At 61.5% G+C, this 17,482-nt stretch carries 19 protein-coding genes; 6 read left to right on the top strand and 13 right to left on the bottom strand.

Annotation, left to right across the window (positions count from 1 at the left end; translation table 11 throughout):
* Positions 1-49: 49 nt before the first annotated feature.
* From EJ576_RS09770 to EJ576_RS09750, 5 genes are read right to left on the bottom strand one after another with little or no spacing between them, the layout of a single operon-like run.
* Positions 50-1,234 carry a multidrug effflux MFS transporter gene (locus EJ576_RS09770; protein ID WP_126570241.1) on the bottom strand — a complete coding sequence of 395 codons (1,185 nt, stop codon included), beginning with the start codon at positions 1,232-1,234 and terminating at the stop codon, positions 50-52.
* A complete protein-coding gene (locus EJ576_RS09765; RefSeq protein ID WP_065950673.1) occupies positions 1,231-2,076 on the bottom strand; it encodes an alpha/beta fold hydrolase in 846 nt (281 codons plus the stop codon). The genes EJ576_RS09770 and EJ576_RS09765 overlap by 4 nt, the downstream gene beginning before the upstream one ends.
* Before the next feature lie 11 nt (positions 2,077-2,087).
* Positions 2,088-3,380 carry an FAD-binding oxidoreductase gene (locus EJ576_RS09760; protein WP_065950672.1) on the bottom strand — a complete coding sequence of 431 codons (1,293 nt, stop codon included), beginning with the start codon at positions 3,378-3,380 and terminating at the stop codon, positions 2,088-2,090.
* Between the two features lie 57 nt (positions 3,381-3,437).
* The gene (locus EJ576_RS09755) at positions 3,438-3,860 is read right to left on the bottom strand and encodes a RidA family protein (protein WP_012724249.1); all 423 of its coding nucleotides are present in this window, start codon (positions 3,858-3,860) and stop codon (positions 3,438-3,440) included.
* A 35-nt stretch (positions 3,861-3,895) separates the two neighbouring features.
* Complete coding sequence (locus EJ576_RS09750) at positions 3,896-5,035, bottom strand: tyramine oxidase subunit B (RefSeq protein ID WP_065950671.1); 1,140 nt, start codon at positions 5,033-5,035, stop codon at positions 3,896-3,898.
* Between the two features lie 186 nt (positions 5,036-5,221).
* Here EJ576_RS09750 and EJ576_RS09745 point away from each other — a divergent pair, with 186 nt between their 5' ends.
* The 6 genes from EJ576_RS09745 to EJ576_RS09720 all read left to right on the top strand — a co-directional run bounded on the left by EJ576_RS09745 (position 5,222) and on the right by EJ576_RS09720 (position 9,548).
* Positions 5,222-6,049, top strand: coding sequence for an AraC family transcriptional regulator (locus EJ576_RS09745; RefSeq protein ID WP_065950670.1), 828 nt, complete (start codon positions 5,222-5,224; stop codon positions 6,047-6,049).
* Between the two features lie 146 nt (positions 6,050-6,195).
* On the top strand, positions 6,196-6,942 hold the full coding sequence (locus EJ576_RS09740) for a response regulator (protein ID WP_065950669.1): 747 nt from the start codon (positions 6,196-6,198) through the stop codon (positions 6,940-6,942).
* Entirely contained in the window at positions 6,939-8,015 is a 1,077-nt protein-coding gene (locus EJ576_RS09735) for an ATP-binding protein (protein ID WP_126570240.1), read from the top strand. The genes EJ576_RS09740 and EJ576_RS09735 overlap by 4 nt, the downstream gene beginning before the upstream one ends.
* Positions 8,016-8,038: 23 nt before the next feature.
* The gene (locus EJ576_RS09730; RefSeq protein WP_065950667.1) at positions 8,039-8,239 is read left to right on the top strand and encodes a hypothetical protein; all 201 of its coding nucleotides are present in this window, start codon (positions 8,039-8,041) and stop codon (positions 8,237-8,239) included.
* A gap of 20 nt (positions 8,240-8,259) precedes the next feature.
* Positions 8,260-8,658 (top strand): hypothetical protein, encoded by a 399-nt coding sequence (locus EJ576_RS09725; protein ID WP_126570239.1) that lies wholly within the window; start codon positions 8,260-8,262, stop codon positions 8,656-8,658.
* Positions 8,631-9,548: an ABC transporter six-transmembrane domain-containing protein gene (locus EJ576_RS09720; RefSeq protein WP_126570238.1), complete on the top strand. Its 918-nt coding sequence runs from the start codon at positions 8,631-8,633 to the stop codon at positions 9,546-9,548. Before EJ576_RS09725 ends, EJ576_RS09720 begins: the two co-directional genes overlap by 28 nt.
* A 12-nt stretch (positions 9,549-9,560) precedes the next feature.
* Here EJ576_RS09720 and EJ576_RS09715 read toward each other — a convergent pair whose 3' ends face one another.
* From EJ576_RS09715 to EJ576_RS09680, 8 genes are all read right to left on the bottom strand, one after another.
* Positions 9,561-10,502 (bottom strand): helix-turn-helix domain-containing protein, encoded by a 942-nt coding sequence (locus EJ576_RS09715; RefSeq protein WP_126570237.1) that lies wholly within the window; start codon positions 10,500-10,502, stop codon positions 9,561-9,563.
* 77 nt (positions 10,503-10,579) lie between these two features.
* Positions 10,580-11,359, bottom strand: coding sequence for a 2-keto-4-pentenoate hydratase (locus tag EJ576_RS09710; RefSeq protein ID WP_126570236.1), 780 nt, complete (start codon positions 11,357-11,359; stop codon positions 10,580-10,582).
* A complete protein-coding gene (locus EJ576_RS09705; RefSeq protein ID WP_126570235.1) occupies positions 11,356-12,963 on the bottom strand; it encodes a bifunctional 3-(3-hydroxy-phenyl)propionate/3-hydroxycinnamic acid hydroxylase in 1,608 nt (535 codons plus the stop codon). The genes EJ576_RS09710 and EJ576_RS09705 overlap by 4 nt, the downstream gene beginning before the upstream one ends.
* Positions 12,964-13,025: 62 nt before the next feature.
* Entirely contained in the window at positions 13,026-13,628 is a 603-nt protein-coding gene (locus EJ576_RS09700; protein ID WP_043206254.1) for an amino acid synthesis family protein, read from the bottom strand.
* A 10-nt stretch (positions 13,629-13,638) separates the two neighbouring features.
* Positions 13,639-14,097 carry a VOC family protein gene (locus EJ576_RS09695; RefSeq protein WP_126570234.1) on the bottom strand — a complete coding sequence of 153 codons (459 nt, stop codon included), beginning with the start codon at positions 14,095-14,097 and terminating at the stop codon, positions 13,639-13,641.
* 11 nt (positions 14,098-14,108) lie between these two features.
* A complete protein-coding gene (locus EJ576_RS09690; protein WP_126570233.1) occupies positions 14,109-15,149 on the bottom strand; it encodes a glycosyl hydrolase in 1,041 nt (346 codons plus the stop codon).
* Between the two features lie 12 nt (positions 15,150-15,161).
* Positions 15,162-15,956: an SDR family NAD(P)-dependent oxidoreductase gene (locus EJ576_RS09685; RefSeq protein ID WP_053129953.1), complete on the bottom strand. Its 795-nt coding sequence runs from the start codon at positions 15,954-15,956 to the stop codon at positions 15,162-15,164.
* Positions 15,957-15,983: 27 nt separating this feature from the next.
* A complete protein-coding gene (locus EJ576_RS09680; protein ID WP_126570232.1) occupies positions 15,984-17,474 on the bottom strand; it encodes an aldehyde dehydrogenase family protein in 1,491 nt (496 codons plus the stop codon).
* Between the last annotated feature and the right edge of the window lie 8 nt (positions 17,475-17,482).

The raw sequence follows: 17,482 nt of genomic DNA, 5'->3' as shown, positions 1-17,482 counted from the left end.
GCAGTGCGCCTCATTAGGACAGAAGCGCCACATTGGGTTGATCCCGCACCTAAGCAGGCGTGACCGGAGCACGCCGTGCAATGCCAAACGCCAGCAGGCAGCCAAGCCCGCACCAGCCCACCACCAGGCACATCGGCCATGGGGTACCATCGGCCATGCGGCTGACCCACAGGCTTGCCAGCCCCCCAAAGGCGAACTGCATCGAGATGCCCAGAGCAACGCTCGCCCCCGCCTGCTTCGGGAACATATTCATCAGGCTCGCTGTGCAATTTGCCCCCAGCAAACCTGTCACCCCCATGTACAACATCAGGCACAACACAATACTGTTCAGGCCACCCCACTGCGTATATCCCGATACCATCAACGCCAGCCCTGCCCCACCTGCCACCCAGGCACCGAAGCCCAGCATGCGTTGCGGCCCAAGGCGCGTAACCCAGCGGGCATTGATAAAGCTCACCGCAATGATGCCGAGGATATTAAGGCCAAACAGCGCACTGAACGTGCGCGGCGACACACCGAAGTACTCCAGGTACACAAAGGGCGAGGCCGTGATAAAAGCGAATACCCCGCCAAACGTCAGTGACATACATAGGATCAACGCCATCCCGCGAGGCTGTCGGAAAATGCTCGGATAAGCCGCAAACGCCGCCTTCACAGATGCGCCTCGCGCCTGCGGCGGTAAGCTCTCATTCAAGCCCATGCTCACCATCAGCAGGCACAGCCCGCAGAGGATGAACAGCACCGCGAATATCGTGCGCCAGCCGTCGATCAGTACCAGCCAGGTACCCACCATGGGCGCAACCAGCGTCGCCATCATCGTCAGCATTTGCATCCAAGACAGCACTTTGGCGGCCTGCGCCAGACCGAATAGATCCCGAGCCACCGTTCTGGCCAGCACCATTGCACCGGCCCCGCCAAGCGCCTGGATAAAGCGCCAAGCGATCAATTGCTCGATGTTTGCGGCAAACAGACAACCCAGCGTCCCCAGCCCGTACAGCACCAGGCTTCCCAGCAGCAACGGGCGCCGTCCATAGCGGTCCGACAGCGGGCCGTAAAACAGCATGCCCACGCACAAGCCCGCGAGGAAGGCGCTGATCGTATGCTGCACGTGAGCCGTACTGCTCGACAGTTCAACAGCAATCTGCGGCAGGCTGGGCAAGTAAGTATCGATGGAAAACGGCACAAAAGCCGTCAGCGAGGCCAGCAACGCGACCTGGCGCAGAGTGGGTTTCATTCCGCCAGCGCAAGGTGGTCGAGAAAGTCTGCAACCAGCCCATTAAAGATCGCGCCCTGGTCATCATGAACATAGTGACTGGCGTCGGCGACCTCCACCGTCTGCACATGTGGGTTGCTGGCACTCATTGCTTGCAGCGTCGCCGGGGGCAGGAAGTCCGAGCGAGCGCCGCGAATGAACAGACTCGGGCAATCCAATGCGCGCACTGCGGGCCACAGGTCCGTAGGCTCGATACTCAGCCGTGCCTCGGCGATTCCCTTTTGATCATGGCGCCAGGTAATCGCACCTTCGCGCTCTTGCATCGAATGCGTTAGACGCGATGCCAGACCGTGTTCCGACAACCCCGGACGCGAAGCCTGCCAGAATGCGCGCGCCGCTTCCCAGCTCTCGAACCTCAACGGCGTCCGGCCCATCTCGCGACGAATACGCGCAGCGCCATCACCCTGGCTTGAGGAGCCTGGCCCGATATCCTCAATGATCAATCCAAGCAAGCGGCCAGGGTGTTGCCGCGCATACTCAAGAGCGTTGGCGCCGCCCAGTGAGTGCCCCAGCAATACAAAACGCTGCAGGCCCAGATAAGCAATCAGATCTTCAAGGTCCTCGACATAGGACTGGGTATGGTAGGTGGCCGGCTTAGCCCAGTCACTCAATCCCCGACCGCGCTGGTCCAGGGCGTAGACGCAATAATCCTCCCCCAGGGATTGCACCAGCGACTCCCACGTCTGGGCGTAGGCTCGCAAGCCGTGCAGCATAACCATGGGCACACCGGTCGATGCACCCCAGCGCAAAAAGTGCAGGCGCAATCCCGAGCGATTGGTAAAGAAACAGCTTTGAGAAGGCATGGTGTGTTCCTTTAGAAACGATCAAAGCGATAAGGGCTTGGGTCAATGATCGGCGCGTGTCCACTGACCAGGTCCGCCGCGAGATGCCCCGCCGCTGGCGACGTGCCGAAGCCATGCCCGGAGAACCCGGTGGCCACCGTCAACCCCGGAATCTGCGCGACCGGCCCGATGACCGGATTGGAATCCGGTGTTACATCGATAGTGCCCGCCCAGGCGTGGGCAATCCGCGCCTGTTCAAACACCGGCCAGGCAGCAATCAGGTTGTTCATCGCGTCGCCGTTGAGCCGTGGATTGGCCGCTGGATCCTGCACCCTGACGCGCTCGAACGGGCTGACGCTGTCGGCGCGCCAACGCCGTGCCAGTGCCAGGTCATTAATAAACGGCTTGCCCAGCGACACGTTCAGCACACTGCGTTGCGCACGGAACTGCGGCATGTATTGCTTGGCGAGCAACAGGTGGTCGAGGGTCAGGAAGGCATCCAACTTACCGCGTTGGGTAATGATGAAACCGCCGTCCTTATGCTTGCGAAACGAAAAGTCCGGCGCGCCGACAGCAATCTCTGTCGGCCCGTCCATGGGGTGGGTACGCAGTACCGAGCAGGTCAACGGCAAGGTTGGCAACGAGACGCCGAGGTTGCCCAGAAAGCGACGTGACCACATGCCCCCCGCGAGCAATACGTGATCACAGCGAATTTCACCTTTTTCCGTGACCACGCCACTCACCGCACCTGCGGACATTTGCAGTGTACGCACCGCGCACTGCTCAACGATCACCACGCCCATGGCCATGGCAGCCTTGGCAATCGCGCTGCTGGCCAGCGTCGGTTCGGCACGCGCATCGGAGGGCGTAAAGATGCCGCCGGCCCAGTCACCCACGCCGCCGGGCACCAGTGCGTCAATCTCACGCTTGCTGAGCAGGCGCGAATCCAGCGACAAGTGCTCCACCGACTTGAGCCAGCTTTCGTGCATTGCCATTTGCGCCGGGGTGCGCCCGACAAACATGATGCCTTCCTGGCGATACCCCACATCTGCCCCTACCCGCTCAGGCATCTGCGCCCACAAGCGGTCAGCGGCGAGGGCCAGTGGGATGTCGGCCGCGTGGCGGCTGGTCTTGCGCACCCAGCCCAGGTTTCGGGATGATTGCTCGGCGGCGATCCGGCCTTTCTCCACGACCACCACCGAGATATTGCGCTCGGCCAGGGTCAGCGCAGCCGTCAGGCCAATGATCCCGCCGCCAATGATGACGACGGAGGTGGCGCGGGGAAACACGGTGGAGGTTGTCACGGGCGCTATTGTCGGTGCCATGGTCAAGACTCGGTAAGCGAATAAGAACGGCCACACCTGCGCGCGGCCGCGTGACGATTATTGCGACAGGCGAATGACCTCGACCTGCGCCTTCGACGCATTGCGATACGCTGTCACTTCCAACTCTACCTTGTAGACCGTCGAGCCCAGGGGTGGACAAGTGACGGTGCTGGCTGGGTCGACGCCGCGAAACTTTTCACCGATCAGGCCCATCACGGCCGGCACATCCTTGGGGTCCTGGATAAAGACCCGCGAACACACCACATCGGCCAGGCTCGCATCGACGACTTTCAGGGCCGACTCGATGTTGGCAAACACCTGGTGTGTCTGCTCCAGGACATCTTCCGGGATCAGCTTGGTCTGCGGGTTGCGGCCAGCGGTGTTGGACACGTAGATCCAGTTGTCCACCACGACCAGCCGCGAATAGCTGGCCTGGTCTTCGAACGGCGAACCGGTCTTGAGCTTGATGATTTTTGTCATGTCGAATACCTCGTCAGGTTGAAGAAAGGTGTGGCTCAGCGCAGCTCCGGGGTTTCCCACAGGTTCAGGGTCACGCCGATGCCTTGCTTGATAGCGTTGCGGTATACCACCGTGCCCCAGGCCACATCCTCGACGGGCATGCCCCCCACCGACATGATGATGATTTCTTCATCGTTCCGGCGGCCAGGCGCGGCTCCGGCGATGATCTTGCCGATGTCTTCGACGTCATCGAGCTGCATCTTGCCTTCGGCAATCATGTCCATGAAGCGCACGCCAATCACCGGCACGTTGTGATGCGCGGGCTTGGGCAATTCTTCGAACCAGGCCTGGTAGAGACCGGTGTTGTCGAGCACCTTGCGTACGTCAGGCTGCTCCATGCCTGCGTCAAGCGAGCACGACGCTGGCATCGCGAGAAAGGCGCCTGGCTTGACCCACTCACGCCGCACAATTGGGTAGATCGAGGGGTCGCCGGTGGGACCGGAGCTACAATAAGTAACAAGGTCCGAGTCGCGGACCACTGCTTCGAGGGTGTCGACCACTTCTATCGTGATGATCTGCGGATAAGTGTGTTTGACCCACGCGATAAAGTCGTCGAGGCTCTTCTGGCCACGGCCCTTGATCTTCAATGTGTCGATATGCGGGCACACAGCGATAAAAGCCGCCAAGGTGGTCTTGCCCATGACGCCAGGCCCCAGCAGGCCGACGACTTTCGAGTCCTTGCGCGCCAGGTGGCGTGCACCCACGCCCGGAATTGCACCCGTGCGATAAGCGGACAGCAGGTTGGCTGACATATGGGCCAACGGCGCGCCGGTGTCGGGGTCGTTCAGGGTGAACATCAAGATGGAACGCGGCAGGCCTTTTTCGCGGTTGGCGATATTGGAGCCGTACCATTTCACTCCGGCGGTGCAGAAACTGCCGCCCAGGTAGGCCGGCATGGCCATCATGCGCCGATCAGCCGTGGGTTTGGGCATGTTCGGAAACGGCGAATCCTGCGGAAAAATCACCATCGCGCCATGGGAATCGTTGTTCGGGCCGGCCATGCGGTAGTCACCGGCGTACAGCAAGCCGAACATCTCCTCCATGGTATTCACGCAGGCCAGCATGTCGGTCACACCCGCGCGGATCATGTCTTGCTCGGAGAGGTAGATAAAGTCGATTTTTGTAGTTGTGGACATAGTTATTCTCGGGCTGAAGGTGATATCACTGCGGTAGGCGCAGCTCCACGCTGTCGAGATCGAGTATCAGGCGGTGAGTATCGGCGGTATTGTAAATTTCGGACATGCCGCTCACGCCGACACGCGAATAGTTGGCGTGATTAATGCGTTAAATTTCCCGTAGCGCGGCCTTCCCTAGGTACAACCATGATCAAACCGAGCGTGCCGACTCCCCGGCACCACACAGCGAACGAACAGCCTTGGTTCGTGCTCAACTCTTCACGCTATTCGGTGATGCCTTGCGCGCACCCGGCGATCTCGCATTTCTATGCGTTCGATGTGGCGCAATCGGCCAACCTGCTGGCCGTACCGGACGGCTGTGTAGACATTTTGTTCGACTGTGATGCGACACGCCCCACGGCGCGAATCTGCGGCACTCCGCTGGTTGCCCAGGCTGTCGAGTTGCACCAGCACCACCACTACTTCGGCGTGCGCTTTGCACCGGGGGTCATTCCCGGCTTCGTCAATGTGCTCGCCGAGGAGTTGACCGAACGCGAACTCGACCTGCTAGAGGTCTCCGAGTTTGCCCAACGCATATTCGAAAGCATCGTCCAGGCACCGCTGCTGGGCGATCAGATGCGGCTGTTCAACGACTACCTGACCCCACGCCTGATGGGCAAGACATCGAAACTCACCGCCATGATCATCCAGCAGGCGCTGCACCATCGCGGCGATATTCGCATCCAGCAACTCGAAGACCTCAGCGGCTACACCAGCCGTACCCTGCACCGCCAGTTCAATCAGGACACCGGCATGTCACCCAAGACGTTTTGCCGGATCATCCGCTGCCAGGCGGCCCTGGACACCCTCAACACCCAGCACGATGTATCGTTTTCGCAGTTGGCCCTCGACCTGGGCTTTTCCGATCAATCGCACTTCCTGCGCGATTTCAAGAAACTGGTCAGCACCACCCCCTGCGACTACCAACGCACAATGACCCAAAACGCCTACACCGACAGGATCAGCTACGCCTGATCACACTCTGCGCAAATAAATCCGCGTCTCCATCGTTTCTCCATAAAACCTCCCATGAAAGCGCATGCTCGCGGTGCACAGTAGTCTTCGTCGCAACAGGCTAATTCGCCATACTGCGACGACCGAACAGCACGACCGAGCGGACCATGACCGAATCACACCGAGTATCGACACCCACGGACCTCGCGGACAAACGCCAGGCGTTGATATTGATCGCCGAAGACGAACCCGAAATCGCCGACATCCTGAGCGCCTATCTCAAGCGCAGTGGCTTCCAGACCGCCCATGCCCTGGATGGCTGCCGCGCCCTTGAACTGCATCAATCGCTCAAGCCTGACTTGGTGTTGCTGGACGTGCTGATGCCGAACCTGGACGGCTGGATGGTACTGGCCGAGATCCGGCACCGAGGCACCACCCCCGTGATCATGCTGACTGCCCAGGACCAGGACATGGACAAACTCATGGGCCTGCGCATCGGTGCCGACGACTACATCGTCAAACCGTTCAACCCGGCCGAAGTCGTCGCCAGGACCCAGGCGGTACTGCGGCGCTCGCTCGATCATGGCTATGCCACCCGCCCCAGCGTACTGCGGGTGAACGCCTTTGAAATCGACATCGACAGCCATGAAGTCAGTGTGCAGATCGGGGCACAGAAGCACCCGCTCAACCTGACGGTGACCGAGTTCAGGTTGTTGGCCCAATTGGCCAAGGCCCCCAAGCGCGTATTCAGTCGCGCCGAATTACTGGCCCTGTGTTCGCCCGAAAGCGACAGCCTGGAGCGCACGGTCGACAGCCATATCAGCAAGCTGCGGCGCAAAATCGAAGACCTGGGCCTGCAGGGCGTACCGGCCAGTATCCGTGGGGTCGGCTACCGATTCGGGAGCACCCCATGAGGATCGCCAACAGTTTGAGCCGGCAGATCATTTTGTCGATGTCCGCCGTGGTGCTCTGCGTGATCGCACTGGCGGTGGTCGGTTCCTATGTGTTTTACGCGTTGCTCTGGATGTTCTGGCCGCCGTCGGATCTGGACGTGGACGAATGGCTGCCCACCGGCGTGGAGTGGGCATGGATGGCACTGATCACCTGCATCAGCCTGGCAGTGGGCGCCGTGGTCGCGATCAAACTGTCCCGACGCATTCTGATGCCCTTGAACTCGGTCGCAACCAGCCTGCGCCGCCTCGCCGACGGCGACCTCGATGCCCGGGCAACCGCCTCCAACCGCTCATTGGCGGAGGCCACCTTGTTAGTGGATGACTTCAACAGCATGGCCGATAGATTGAAACGCATGGCTGAGGAACAATCCTTCTGGAATGCCGCCATTGCACACGAACTGCGCACTCCGCTGACCATCCTGCGTGGCCGCCTGCAAGGGTTGGCGGAAGGCGTGTTTACCCCGGACCAGGCGCAGTTCTACAGTCTGCTGAACCAGGTGGAAGGCCTGACGCGCCTGATCGAAGACCTGCGGGTAGTGGGCCTGGCAGACAACGGCTACCTCGAAGTCCATATCCAAAGCGCCGACCTGGCCGAGGAAATCGAGGCAGACGCTCGCCTGTTCGAACCGGGCCTGCTTGCATCCGGGTTCGTGCTGCATCTGGATCTGCTTGAACGGCCTGTGCAGTGTGATCCCGCCAGGATCCGCCAAGCGTTGCTGGCCATGCTGGACAATCTGAGACGGCATGCCACCCCAGGCAATGTCACGGTGCGCCTGAGCAGCCAGGATGGCCTGAACACCTTGAGTGTCGCGGACGAGGGTCCGGGCATAGAAGAGGCCTTCGCAACGCACATCTTCGAACCGTTCCAGCGCGGGGAAAGTTCGCGCTCCCGTGCCCAGGGCGGCAGCGGCCTGGGGCTCGCCGTGGTGCGCGCGATAGCCCTGTCCCACCAAGGCAGCGTGACCTGCCGGAACCTGGACAACGGCGGCACCTTATTCGAACTGAGCTGGCCCGACCAACTGGTCGCCATCTAACCTCAACCGCCCCAGGTGAAGGCATGCGCCTCTCTATTTTCAGGGTCAATCGGTACCGCCACTTTGCCTTGCTCGACACACAGGGACGTTGTATCGCTTTCAAGAGCTGCGAAGGGATTCCAGAGAACGGCAAATGGGTGCAAGTCAACGAAGTCAACCTGGCCTGGCTGAACCGCGCGCTGCCTGCGCGCGTCCTGGCCATGCCAAACACCCGCCTCTCTTAGTTCAGCCTGGGATTGCCTGTATGCCCATCAACTATCGTGATCGAAACTTAATTGACGTGCCGCTGCTTGAAGACTCGGTACGGCTCTACAGTGCCAAGCTCAAAAGGTTGCAGCGGTTCTGGATTCCCCAGCAGAAACAGGCGCCGCGCCTGGTGTTGTCACTGTGGATCCTGGGTGTTATCGCCTCGCTGTTCAGCCAGTCCTATTACCACTGGTTATTTACCGCGCCGGCCATTTGCCTGCTGATCATTCTCGAAATCGTCATCGAAGAAGTCCAGATCGACTTGTTATTGGTGACCGAGGAGACGCGCTATCTGCTCGACGTCACCCACGGTCTTTATATCGGAACCCTCAGTTCCCACCCCCGTACTCTGCGTAAGCCAGGTGCCCCATGCCCTCCGTCACACCTCCACTCCTGATCGAGCACAGCCGCAAGATCGGGCAACAGTCCGCCAGCCAGACGCTCAAGGCGATCGCCAAAGCTTATCCGGGCAAGTTGTTCGGCACCCTGTCGTTGGTCGCATTGGAAAACGCCCTGCTGCTCGCCTACCCCTTGTTTGCGGGGTTTGCCGTAGACGCCATGCTCCGTGGCGACGCCGGCAACGCCCTACTCTACGCCGTCGTGGTCCTGGGCTTCTGGGTGGTGGGCGCCGCCCGGCGCGCCCTGGACACTCGCACCTTTACGCGTATCTACGCCGACCTTGCAGTGCCGGTGATTCTTAACCAGCGCCAGCAACGACACAGCACCTCCAAGGCCGCCGCACGTGTGGTATTGGCACGGGAATTCGTCGATTTTTTCGAAAAACACGTGCCCACGATTGCCACGGCGCTGGTCTCGATCATCGGCGCGGCCGCCATGTTGCTGGCGATTGAACCCTGGGTCGGCCTGGCGTGCCTGCTGGCGCTGGCGCTCTGTCTCGTCGTGGTGCCTAGCTTTGCGCGGCGCAACCAGCGCTTGCATCAGCGCTTGAACAACCGTCTGGAAAAGGAAATCAGCCTGGTGGAAAGCGTCGGCGCGCGCACCTTGCGTCGTCACTATCAGGTGCTGTCGCGCCTGCGTATCTGGCTATCGGACCGTGAGGCCATCGCCTTTCTCACCATCGGCATTCTGGCAGCCTTGCTGTTTGTGGTCGCCATCAGCCAACTGGCACTGGCGCCTGCGGTGAAGGCCGGCCATATCTATGCGGTGATGACTTACCTGTGGACGTTCGTCAGTTGCCTGGATGAAGCCCCCAACGTGGTCGACCAATTGGCTCGGCTCAAGGACATCGGCAAACGCGTGGATCCGGGGTTGAACGAGGCGGCCTGATCCCTCGCCTATTCAGAGGTTCGCTCGTTGGGTTTCCGACGGAGACTCGCCAAACAACTCACGGTAATGCGCAGCGAAGTGGCTCAGATGGAAAAAACCCATTGCCACCGCCACATCGCCGACGTTCTGGCTGCAGGCCGGGGTCGTGATCAACTGCCGGCGTACCGCGTTAAGCCGCAGGTTGCGCAGGTACTCGACCGGGCGCATGCCGGTCACCGCCTGGAAACTGTTCTGCAGGGTCCGTCGGCTGACCCGCAGGTGTTCACACAGGTCGAGAATGCTCAGTGGCGTGTCGCCGCTGGCATCGATCAACTCCTGGCAACGCTTGACCAGGTAGGCACTCACGGCGAAGTTGCCACGCCGGCAACGTACTTCATCGGTGGCGTTGCTGAACAGATCGAGAAAGGCGCCAAGCAGCTCGTCTTCGAGCATCTTTTCGGCGCAGGCACTGATAGGGTCCGTCTGTTGCAATAGGTGACGAAACAGCGGGTAGATACGCTGGCGTATCCGCAACAGTAACGCATCATCCACGCAAATCTGGGAACGGGTGGTGACGCGCTTGAGTTGGTCGCTGGACAATTCGAAGGCGGCGAGTTTGGCAAAACGTACGGTGTCGACGTTAAGCGCGAAGAAATGCGTGCCTTCGGGCGCATGCAATACAAACTCCTCGCCATCGCGTAACAGCACCACGTTGTGCGCGCCCACCTGCTGCCCCTGTACCACCGGTGCACTGCCCAACGACATGGCCACGCACAGTCGTCCTTTAGGCGCAAAGCCACGCTGCACCACGCGCTTGTCCAGCACTTCCTGGAAGATCTGAAAGCGCTCGGCAGACAATTGGCGCAGCCCACTGGTCAGGCAGCCACGCCCCAGTTGGTCATACACTTGCCGCCAGCCCTGGATGGAGCAGGCGTGCAATTGAGGATCATTGAAGGTTCGAACTTCAGCAAGCATGGTCGTCGTTCCTCGGGGGCCCCGTTGTCGTCATCGGCCTGAAGGGGACTGGAGTCATCCTTGACGGCAGCTAGGGCTCACACTGCGGCAGTGTCCGCAGTGAAAAGCAAAGCCAGTTCCGTGCCAAACATCTGCAGGCGGTAGGTGCAGGGCTGGATATTCATCGGCGCCAACAGCGCGCCAGACAGCACCACTTGCCCGGCTTCCACCGGTTGACCATCGGCCAGCAGCCGGCGTATCAGCCAGCACAGATTGGCCAGCGGTGGATCTTCCCGGCCCTGGGTCTCCCCTTCGCCGCAGATCGCGCCTGCGCATTCCAGGCGAAACGCCACGTTGACATGTTCAACAGGGTCGAAAACGGTTCTGGGCCCCAGGCAATACAAGCCCGCCGCCGCGTTGTCGGCCAGAAAGGCCCCTACCCCGAACTTCCACCCCTGCCAACGGCAGTCGGCAATCTCGAACGCCGGTGCCACCTCGGCAATTGCGGCCAGGATGTCTTCATCGCTGTAGTCACCTGGCGCCAGGCTGCGACCCAGCACAATCGCCACTTCGACTTCCAGCTTGGGCTGGATCAACCGTGAAAGCGCCACCGCCGTGTTCGACGGTACGCGCATCTGATCGGTCAGGCCGCCATACACCGGTTCGTCAATGCCGAAGCGCCGTTGCGCGGCGCTGCCAGCGAAGGCGATCTTCCAACCGCTGAACTGTTCGCCCGCCGCCAGGCGCGCATCCAGCGCCTGGCGTTGCAGTGCGTAGCCGCCGCGCAGGTCCAACGCCTCGGGGGCCAGTGGCGCAATCGCTTGCACCGCACGCGTGGCCTGGTCTAACTGGCTCAATACGCCCGTATCGATGCTCATGACAGTTGCCCCGCTAACTTGCGTAATACCGCGTCAAGCCGCTCCGGCGTGGTGATGGCGGCAACAAACCGATCCGGACGCACCACGACGATGCAATCGCGCACCCTGGAGAACCATTCACCGAGGCGGTTATCCACATCTTCCACGCTGATGGCGTCCGTGGCCGTCAATGGCTGGTTGCGGACCGGACCGCTGCGCGAACGATTGACCTGGATAAAGCGCATGTCCCAGCGAGCCCAGAACGTTGCCATTTCTTCGCTCATTTGCTCACGTGGATTGACCCGGTAACCCAGCACCGCGTAGGAATTGCCCAGCACGTCATCCAGACGCCGGCGTTGCCCCTGGGCGTCTTCGATATACGGCTGCACAAACAGCTGGCCGACCAGGTCGTCTTCGCGCAGTTCCGCACGCTCGTGATAGACCAGCCCTTTGGTGATGGTCGCCTTGGGTTTGAACTTGAACTCCAGCAGGTGCGAGCGCAGGTTATCGACGCTGTTCACCGCCTGGAACAACCAGTCGCGCACGCCGGCCATCAACGGGTTGGTCAGCCCCAAGACCGTGCCCATATTGTCGGCCAGGGCCACCAGTTCGGTGGCGTGTCCGCGACGTTCCTGGTCGTAGCTGGCGAGGATCCCATGGGACGCGCGCCCCTGGATGATCGCCGCCAGTTTCCAGGCCACGTTGGCCACGTCGCGCAGCCCGGAATTAAGGCCCTGCCCGGCCCAGGGTGGCGATATATGCGCAGCATCGCCTACCAGTGCCACACGCCCCTGGACAAACCGCGCCGCCACCCGGGAATGGTGGGTGTAGGCGCGGATACGGATGATATTCAACGCGTCCACCGCATCGCCGATATGCCCACGGATGAGGTCGCGGATGGTGCTTTCTTCGCACATCTTCGCCTCATCTTCGCCCTCCATCAGCATGAACTCCCAGCGCCGCTGCTGGTAGGGCAAGTAGATGCACACGAACGGCCGCTGCGGATCGGCATGCAGTGCGGTATACGGCGCATCAAGGGTGTCATTGGCGACATCCACCACCACCCATTTGCGCGCATGGGTCAGCCCCAGCAGTTCGACGCCGAGCTTTTTGCGTACGGTGGAGCGCCCGCCATCGGCGCCGATCACGTAATCGGCACGCAACTGATAGACCTCGCCCTGAGCATCGCGCACCTGCAAGGTCACCCCCTCTCCGTCCTGCTCCAGCTCCAGCATTTCATGACCCTGGCGCAGCACTACACTGCTGCGCTGCCCCAGGGTTTCGCGCAGCGTGCCTTCGAGCAGCTGCTGCATGAAGATGTTGCGCATGGGCCAGCCGTAATGCGCGGTACTGGGCTTGACCTCGGCAAAACACACACCACGGGCGTTGTAATAGCGCAGCGGCACGTCGCAGATCATGTCGCGCACGGCCAGTTCGGCAATGCCGATAGCCTGCAACACGCGCAGCGCTTCATCGTCCATGCCCACCGCACGCGGGTACGGCAGTATGCAGTCGGCAAGCTCAAGGACGACGCAGTCGATACCGTACATCCCCATATAGTGCGCGGCCGTGATCCCATTGGGCCCGCCCCCGACAATGACAACCTGGGTCTTCTCCTGCTTCATCGCTATTCACCGCTTTCTTGTTGTGGTTTTAAACCGGCGTTGCCAAGGCCGCACGCCTGCAATCAGTGCAGTCCATCAATACCTTTGATGTCTTCGGCCAGCAGGCCACCCAGCCGTGCATGCAAGCGGCCACGGGTGGCGAAGGCCCAGATCACGATGACTTCATCCGGCGCGGGGCCGTCGCCGAACATCAGCGACATGCTGTCGTAGTGGGAACGCACGTAGAGCGCATCCTTGTGCGCCAGCGGCACGTCAATGGTCGAACCCGGTCCGCCGCGCTTGCCGGTGGACGGCACCCACGACTTGCCCCCCCCCAGCGCGACGCGAATCGGATCGGCGGCCGGGTTGGTCAGGAACGCGTTACCGTGCTCGTATTCGCCCGCGCTGCCGACCAGGATCGCCTTACCATAGCTGACGATCTCATGGGCACCGGCCAGTGCCTGTATGCGCCGGCCGAACTCTTCGCCCAACAGCGGCGATGGATCGACCAGTTCGGCAAGCGACTCGCTGTAGCGACCGGCATAGGGGTTGGCGATCACGGCGGCAATCGCGTACTTGAACAGCGGCTCGCCATCGGCCAGTTGGCCGGTTTCGTTGGCCAGGGTTTCTTCGACGAAGCTGTACCATTTGCGGATGTGATACGTAGCAAAGTTCGCGGTTTTCATCAGCATTGCCTCAAAGTGGTTCGAGTGGGTCGAGGTTGAAATGTCGGCTCGGCGCGCCGGCAGCCTTGAAACGGGCCTTGCCGAGCGCATCGTCGTGTTCGGTTTCGAGAAAGAATTCCATGCGATTGCCGTCAGGGTCGTTGAAGTACACGCCATGACCGATCTCGTGATCGGTGATCTTCACCACCTCGACGCCCTTGCCCAGCAACATGCCGTAAAGCTGGCGCAAGGTGGTCATGTCCCCGGCGATTTCCAGGCCGTAGTGTTGCAGCCCCAGGCCACCTTGATGGGCGCCGGGATCGGCACGAATCAAGGCGATGTCGTGGTGCTTGCCGCCAAACGCCATCATGACCCAGCTCTCGCCTCGGGCACTTTCGTGCATGCCCAGGATGTCGGCGTACCAGCGCGCCGACACGTCAGGGTCACTGACCCAGAGCGATAGGTGAGTCCGCAGGATCTCGATCTTCATGGCGGTATACCTCAGTGCTTTTTGACGATGGATTGATGCCCGGACTTGATCTGCGCAACCGCAGGCGTCCAGAGCACATCAGCGATCTCGCTGAATTCCCGCCAATGCTTCTGCCAGCCGTCACCGCCATTGTCGGAGGTGAACAAATGCCCGTACTTGGTGCCCGCCACGATCTGTCGTGGGTTGGCCGGGTTGAAGGCAATCGCCCAGACACAGGAGTTGGGCTGCTGTGGCAGCGGCAGCACGCTCCAACTGAGTGCGGCATCACGGGATATCAGAATCTTGCTGGTGGTGCCGGGTGTACCATCGGAAATACTCAGGTACAGCTCGTTTTGCGTGCCCAACGGCGCGTTCATGGCGCGTATGTAGTACAGGCCGAAGGCTTCGCGACCAATGATGCCGGTCCAGGTCAGTCCCTCGTCCAGACTGCGGTACACCGCATTGACGCAGACCACCACGATGACTTTCTCACCGTGATTGGGCAGTACCAGGATATTGTGGACGTCCGAGTTGTAGTCCCACAGCAGCCGGTCATCGACGCGGGTCCAACTGTCGCCGCCGTCCCGCGAATGGAACAACCCGCCCTCCTCCAGGCCGAACCACAGCTGGTTGCGGTCGGTGGGGTCATAGGCGAAGGCCAGCAGGCGTGGACGGCTGACGCCGTCGCAGAATTCCGGAATCTCAACCGGCGCGCGGTCCCAGCTCAGGCCGGCGTCGAGGGTCCGCCATAACACCGCGCGCGAGGGCGCACCGGTGCCGACAAAAATCCGTTTGGCGTCCTGCGGGTCGACGGCGACTTTCCATACCGTCTCGCCGTTGAATGGCGAATCGACGCGCCGCCAGTGGCCACCGGTGTCGCAGCTGACGCACAAGCCCACGTCCGTGCCGGCGTAGATCACTTCCGGCGCATCGGGATGCACGCTCAGGGACCGAGTGATTGCATCGAACTCAAGGTCTTGTCCCAGGCCCAGGCGATGCCAGGTACGGCCATCGTCGGCACTGCGGATCACCGCTTGCCCGACGGTGGCGACCAAAAGGGTTCCATTACTCATCTGTGATACTCCTCAGATATAGATGCCACGGGTCAAACCGCCGTCGATGCCGATGGATTCACCGGTCACCGCAGCAGCTTTCGGCGACGCCAGGAAGCCAATCAGCCAGCCCATTTCAATCGGTGCGAGGGTGCGGCGAATCGGTGTGGCGTCGATGTAGGCCTGCTCGACCTGCTCGGCGGTCTTGCCCTGCTTGACTGCTTCGCGCTCGTACAGCTCCTGGATATGCGGGGTATCGACGACGCCGGGGTGAATCAGGTTGACCGTGATACCCGACGGGCCAAGCTGGTCGGACAGGGTCTTGGTCATGTGCGCGATGGCCAGGTTGCGCATGCCCGAGAGCACTTTGCTGCTGCGCCCGGTGAGGCCGCCGATGTTGATGATGCGCCCGAAGCCGCCCGCCTTCATGTGTGGGGTCACGGCCTTGGCACACCGGAAATAGCCGATCACCTTGGTGTTGAGGTCCGACAGCAGTTCATCGTCGCCGGCGTGTTCGATGTCATTGCGCACCACACCCGATGGCGCCGCGGCACCGTTGACCAGGATGTCGATACGGCCGAAATGCTTGTGAGCCGCCTCGACCATCTCCGACACAGCCTTCATGTCATTGGTGTCACAGAACAGCGGCAGCACTTCATTGCCGGTCTGTGCGGTGATCTCTTCGGCCGCCAGCTGCAGGAACGCCATGCGCCGTGCGCAGATCACCACCTTGCAGCCTTCCTCAGAGAGAAAACGTGCGACTTCCTTGCCGATGCCCATACCGCCACCGGTGACAATGGCCACGCGGCCTTTCAATTCCAGATCCATAGCAATTACCTCTTGTGATTATTCAGTTCAGGCCAGATCGACGAACACACTCTTGGTCTCGGTGTAGGCATCGATCACGTTCTTGCCCATTTCCCGGCCCCAGCCGGATTGTTTGTAGCCACCGAACGGTGAAGAGGGATCGACCACGTTCCAGCAGTTGATCCATACCGAGCCGGCCTTGAGCTGTGCGGCCACGCGGTGCGCCGAGCGCAGGTCGCGGGTCCACAGGCCAGCAGCGAGGCCATACGGCGAATCGTTGGCGCGCAGCACCAGGTCGTCGATTTTGGTCCAGCTCATGACGGTCAGTACCGGGCCGAAGATTTCTTCGCGAGCTACACAGGCGCGCTCGGCACGGTCGAGGAACACGCTCGGTTGAATGAAATGCCCATGCTCCAGGTGTTCGGGACGGCCGCCGCCGCAGATCAGTTCGGCGCCCTCCTCCTGGCCCCGCTGCAGGTAACCCTTGACGGTGTTCAACTGCCGCGCGGAGACCAACGGCCCCATGCTGTTGGCCGGGTCCAGGCCGTTACCCAGCACATAGGCGGCGGCATGGCGCTGCAATTCTTCGAGCACCTGGTCGAGCACACTGGCGTGTACATACAGGCGTGAACCCGCCGTGCACACCTGCCCTTGGTTGTAGAAAATCCCATCGGCGGCCCCCTTGGCGGCGCGCACAATGTCGGCGTCTGGAAGAATGATGTTCGGCGACTTGCCGCCCAGTTCCAGCGAGACCTTTTTCATGTTGCCGGTGGCCGCCTGGGCGATCAGCCGCCCGACCTGGGTCGAGCCGGTAAAGGCGATCTTGTCCACGTCGGGGTGCTGTGCCAGCGGTGCGCCGGTGTCGGCGCCCAGGCCGGTGATCAGGTTGACGACGCCGGCGGGAAAGCCTGCCGCCTCGATCAGTTGCACCAGGCGGATCGCGATCAGCGGCGTCTGCTCGGCGGGCTTGAGCACCGCCACGCAACCGGTGGCCAACGCCGGGCCGAGCTTCCACACGCACATGGTCAACGGGAAGTTCCACGGCACGATCAGCGCACAGACCCCCACCGGTTCGCGCAACGTGTAGTTGAGCATCGGCGCGCCGCTGGCCGGCGATACGGGCAGCGTGCTGCCTTCGATCTTGGTGGGCCAGCCGGCAAAGTAGCGGATGATATTCGCCGCGCTGGCCGCTTCACCGCGTGCGTTGGCGATAGGCTTGCCGTTCTCCAGGGTGATCAGTTGCGCCAGTTCCTCGCGGTGCTGATCCAACAGATCGGCCAGGCGAAACAGCAACAGGCCGCGCTGCGCTGGTGACTGCAAGGCCCAGGTGCCGGTAAAGGCTGCACGCGCGGCCGCAACGGCCGCATTCACATCGCGCTCATCGCCTTGGGCGACTTCGGTCAGGGTCTGTTCAGTGGCCGGGTTTTCCACCGCAAAGCGCCGACCGCTGGCGGCGTCCTGCCAGGTACCGCCGATGAACAGGCGACCGGGCTGCGCCAGGAACGCCCGGACGGCAGGTAATAATTCGGGCTGATACATAGTCGACT

The sequence above is a fragment of the Pseudomonas sp. C 49-2 genome (genome assembly GCF_003970195.1).
GTDB lineage: Bacteria > Pseudomonadota > Gammaproteobacteria > Pseudomonadales > Pseudomonadaceae > Aquipseudomonas > Aquipseudomonas canadensis.
This window is presented reverse-complemented; position numbering and strand designations above follow the sequence as displayed.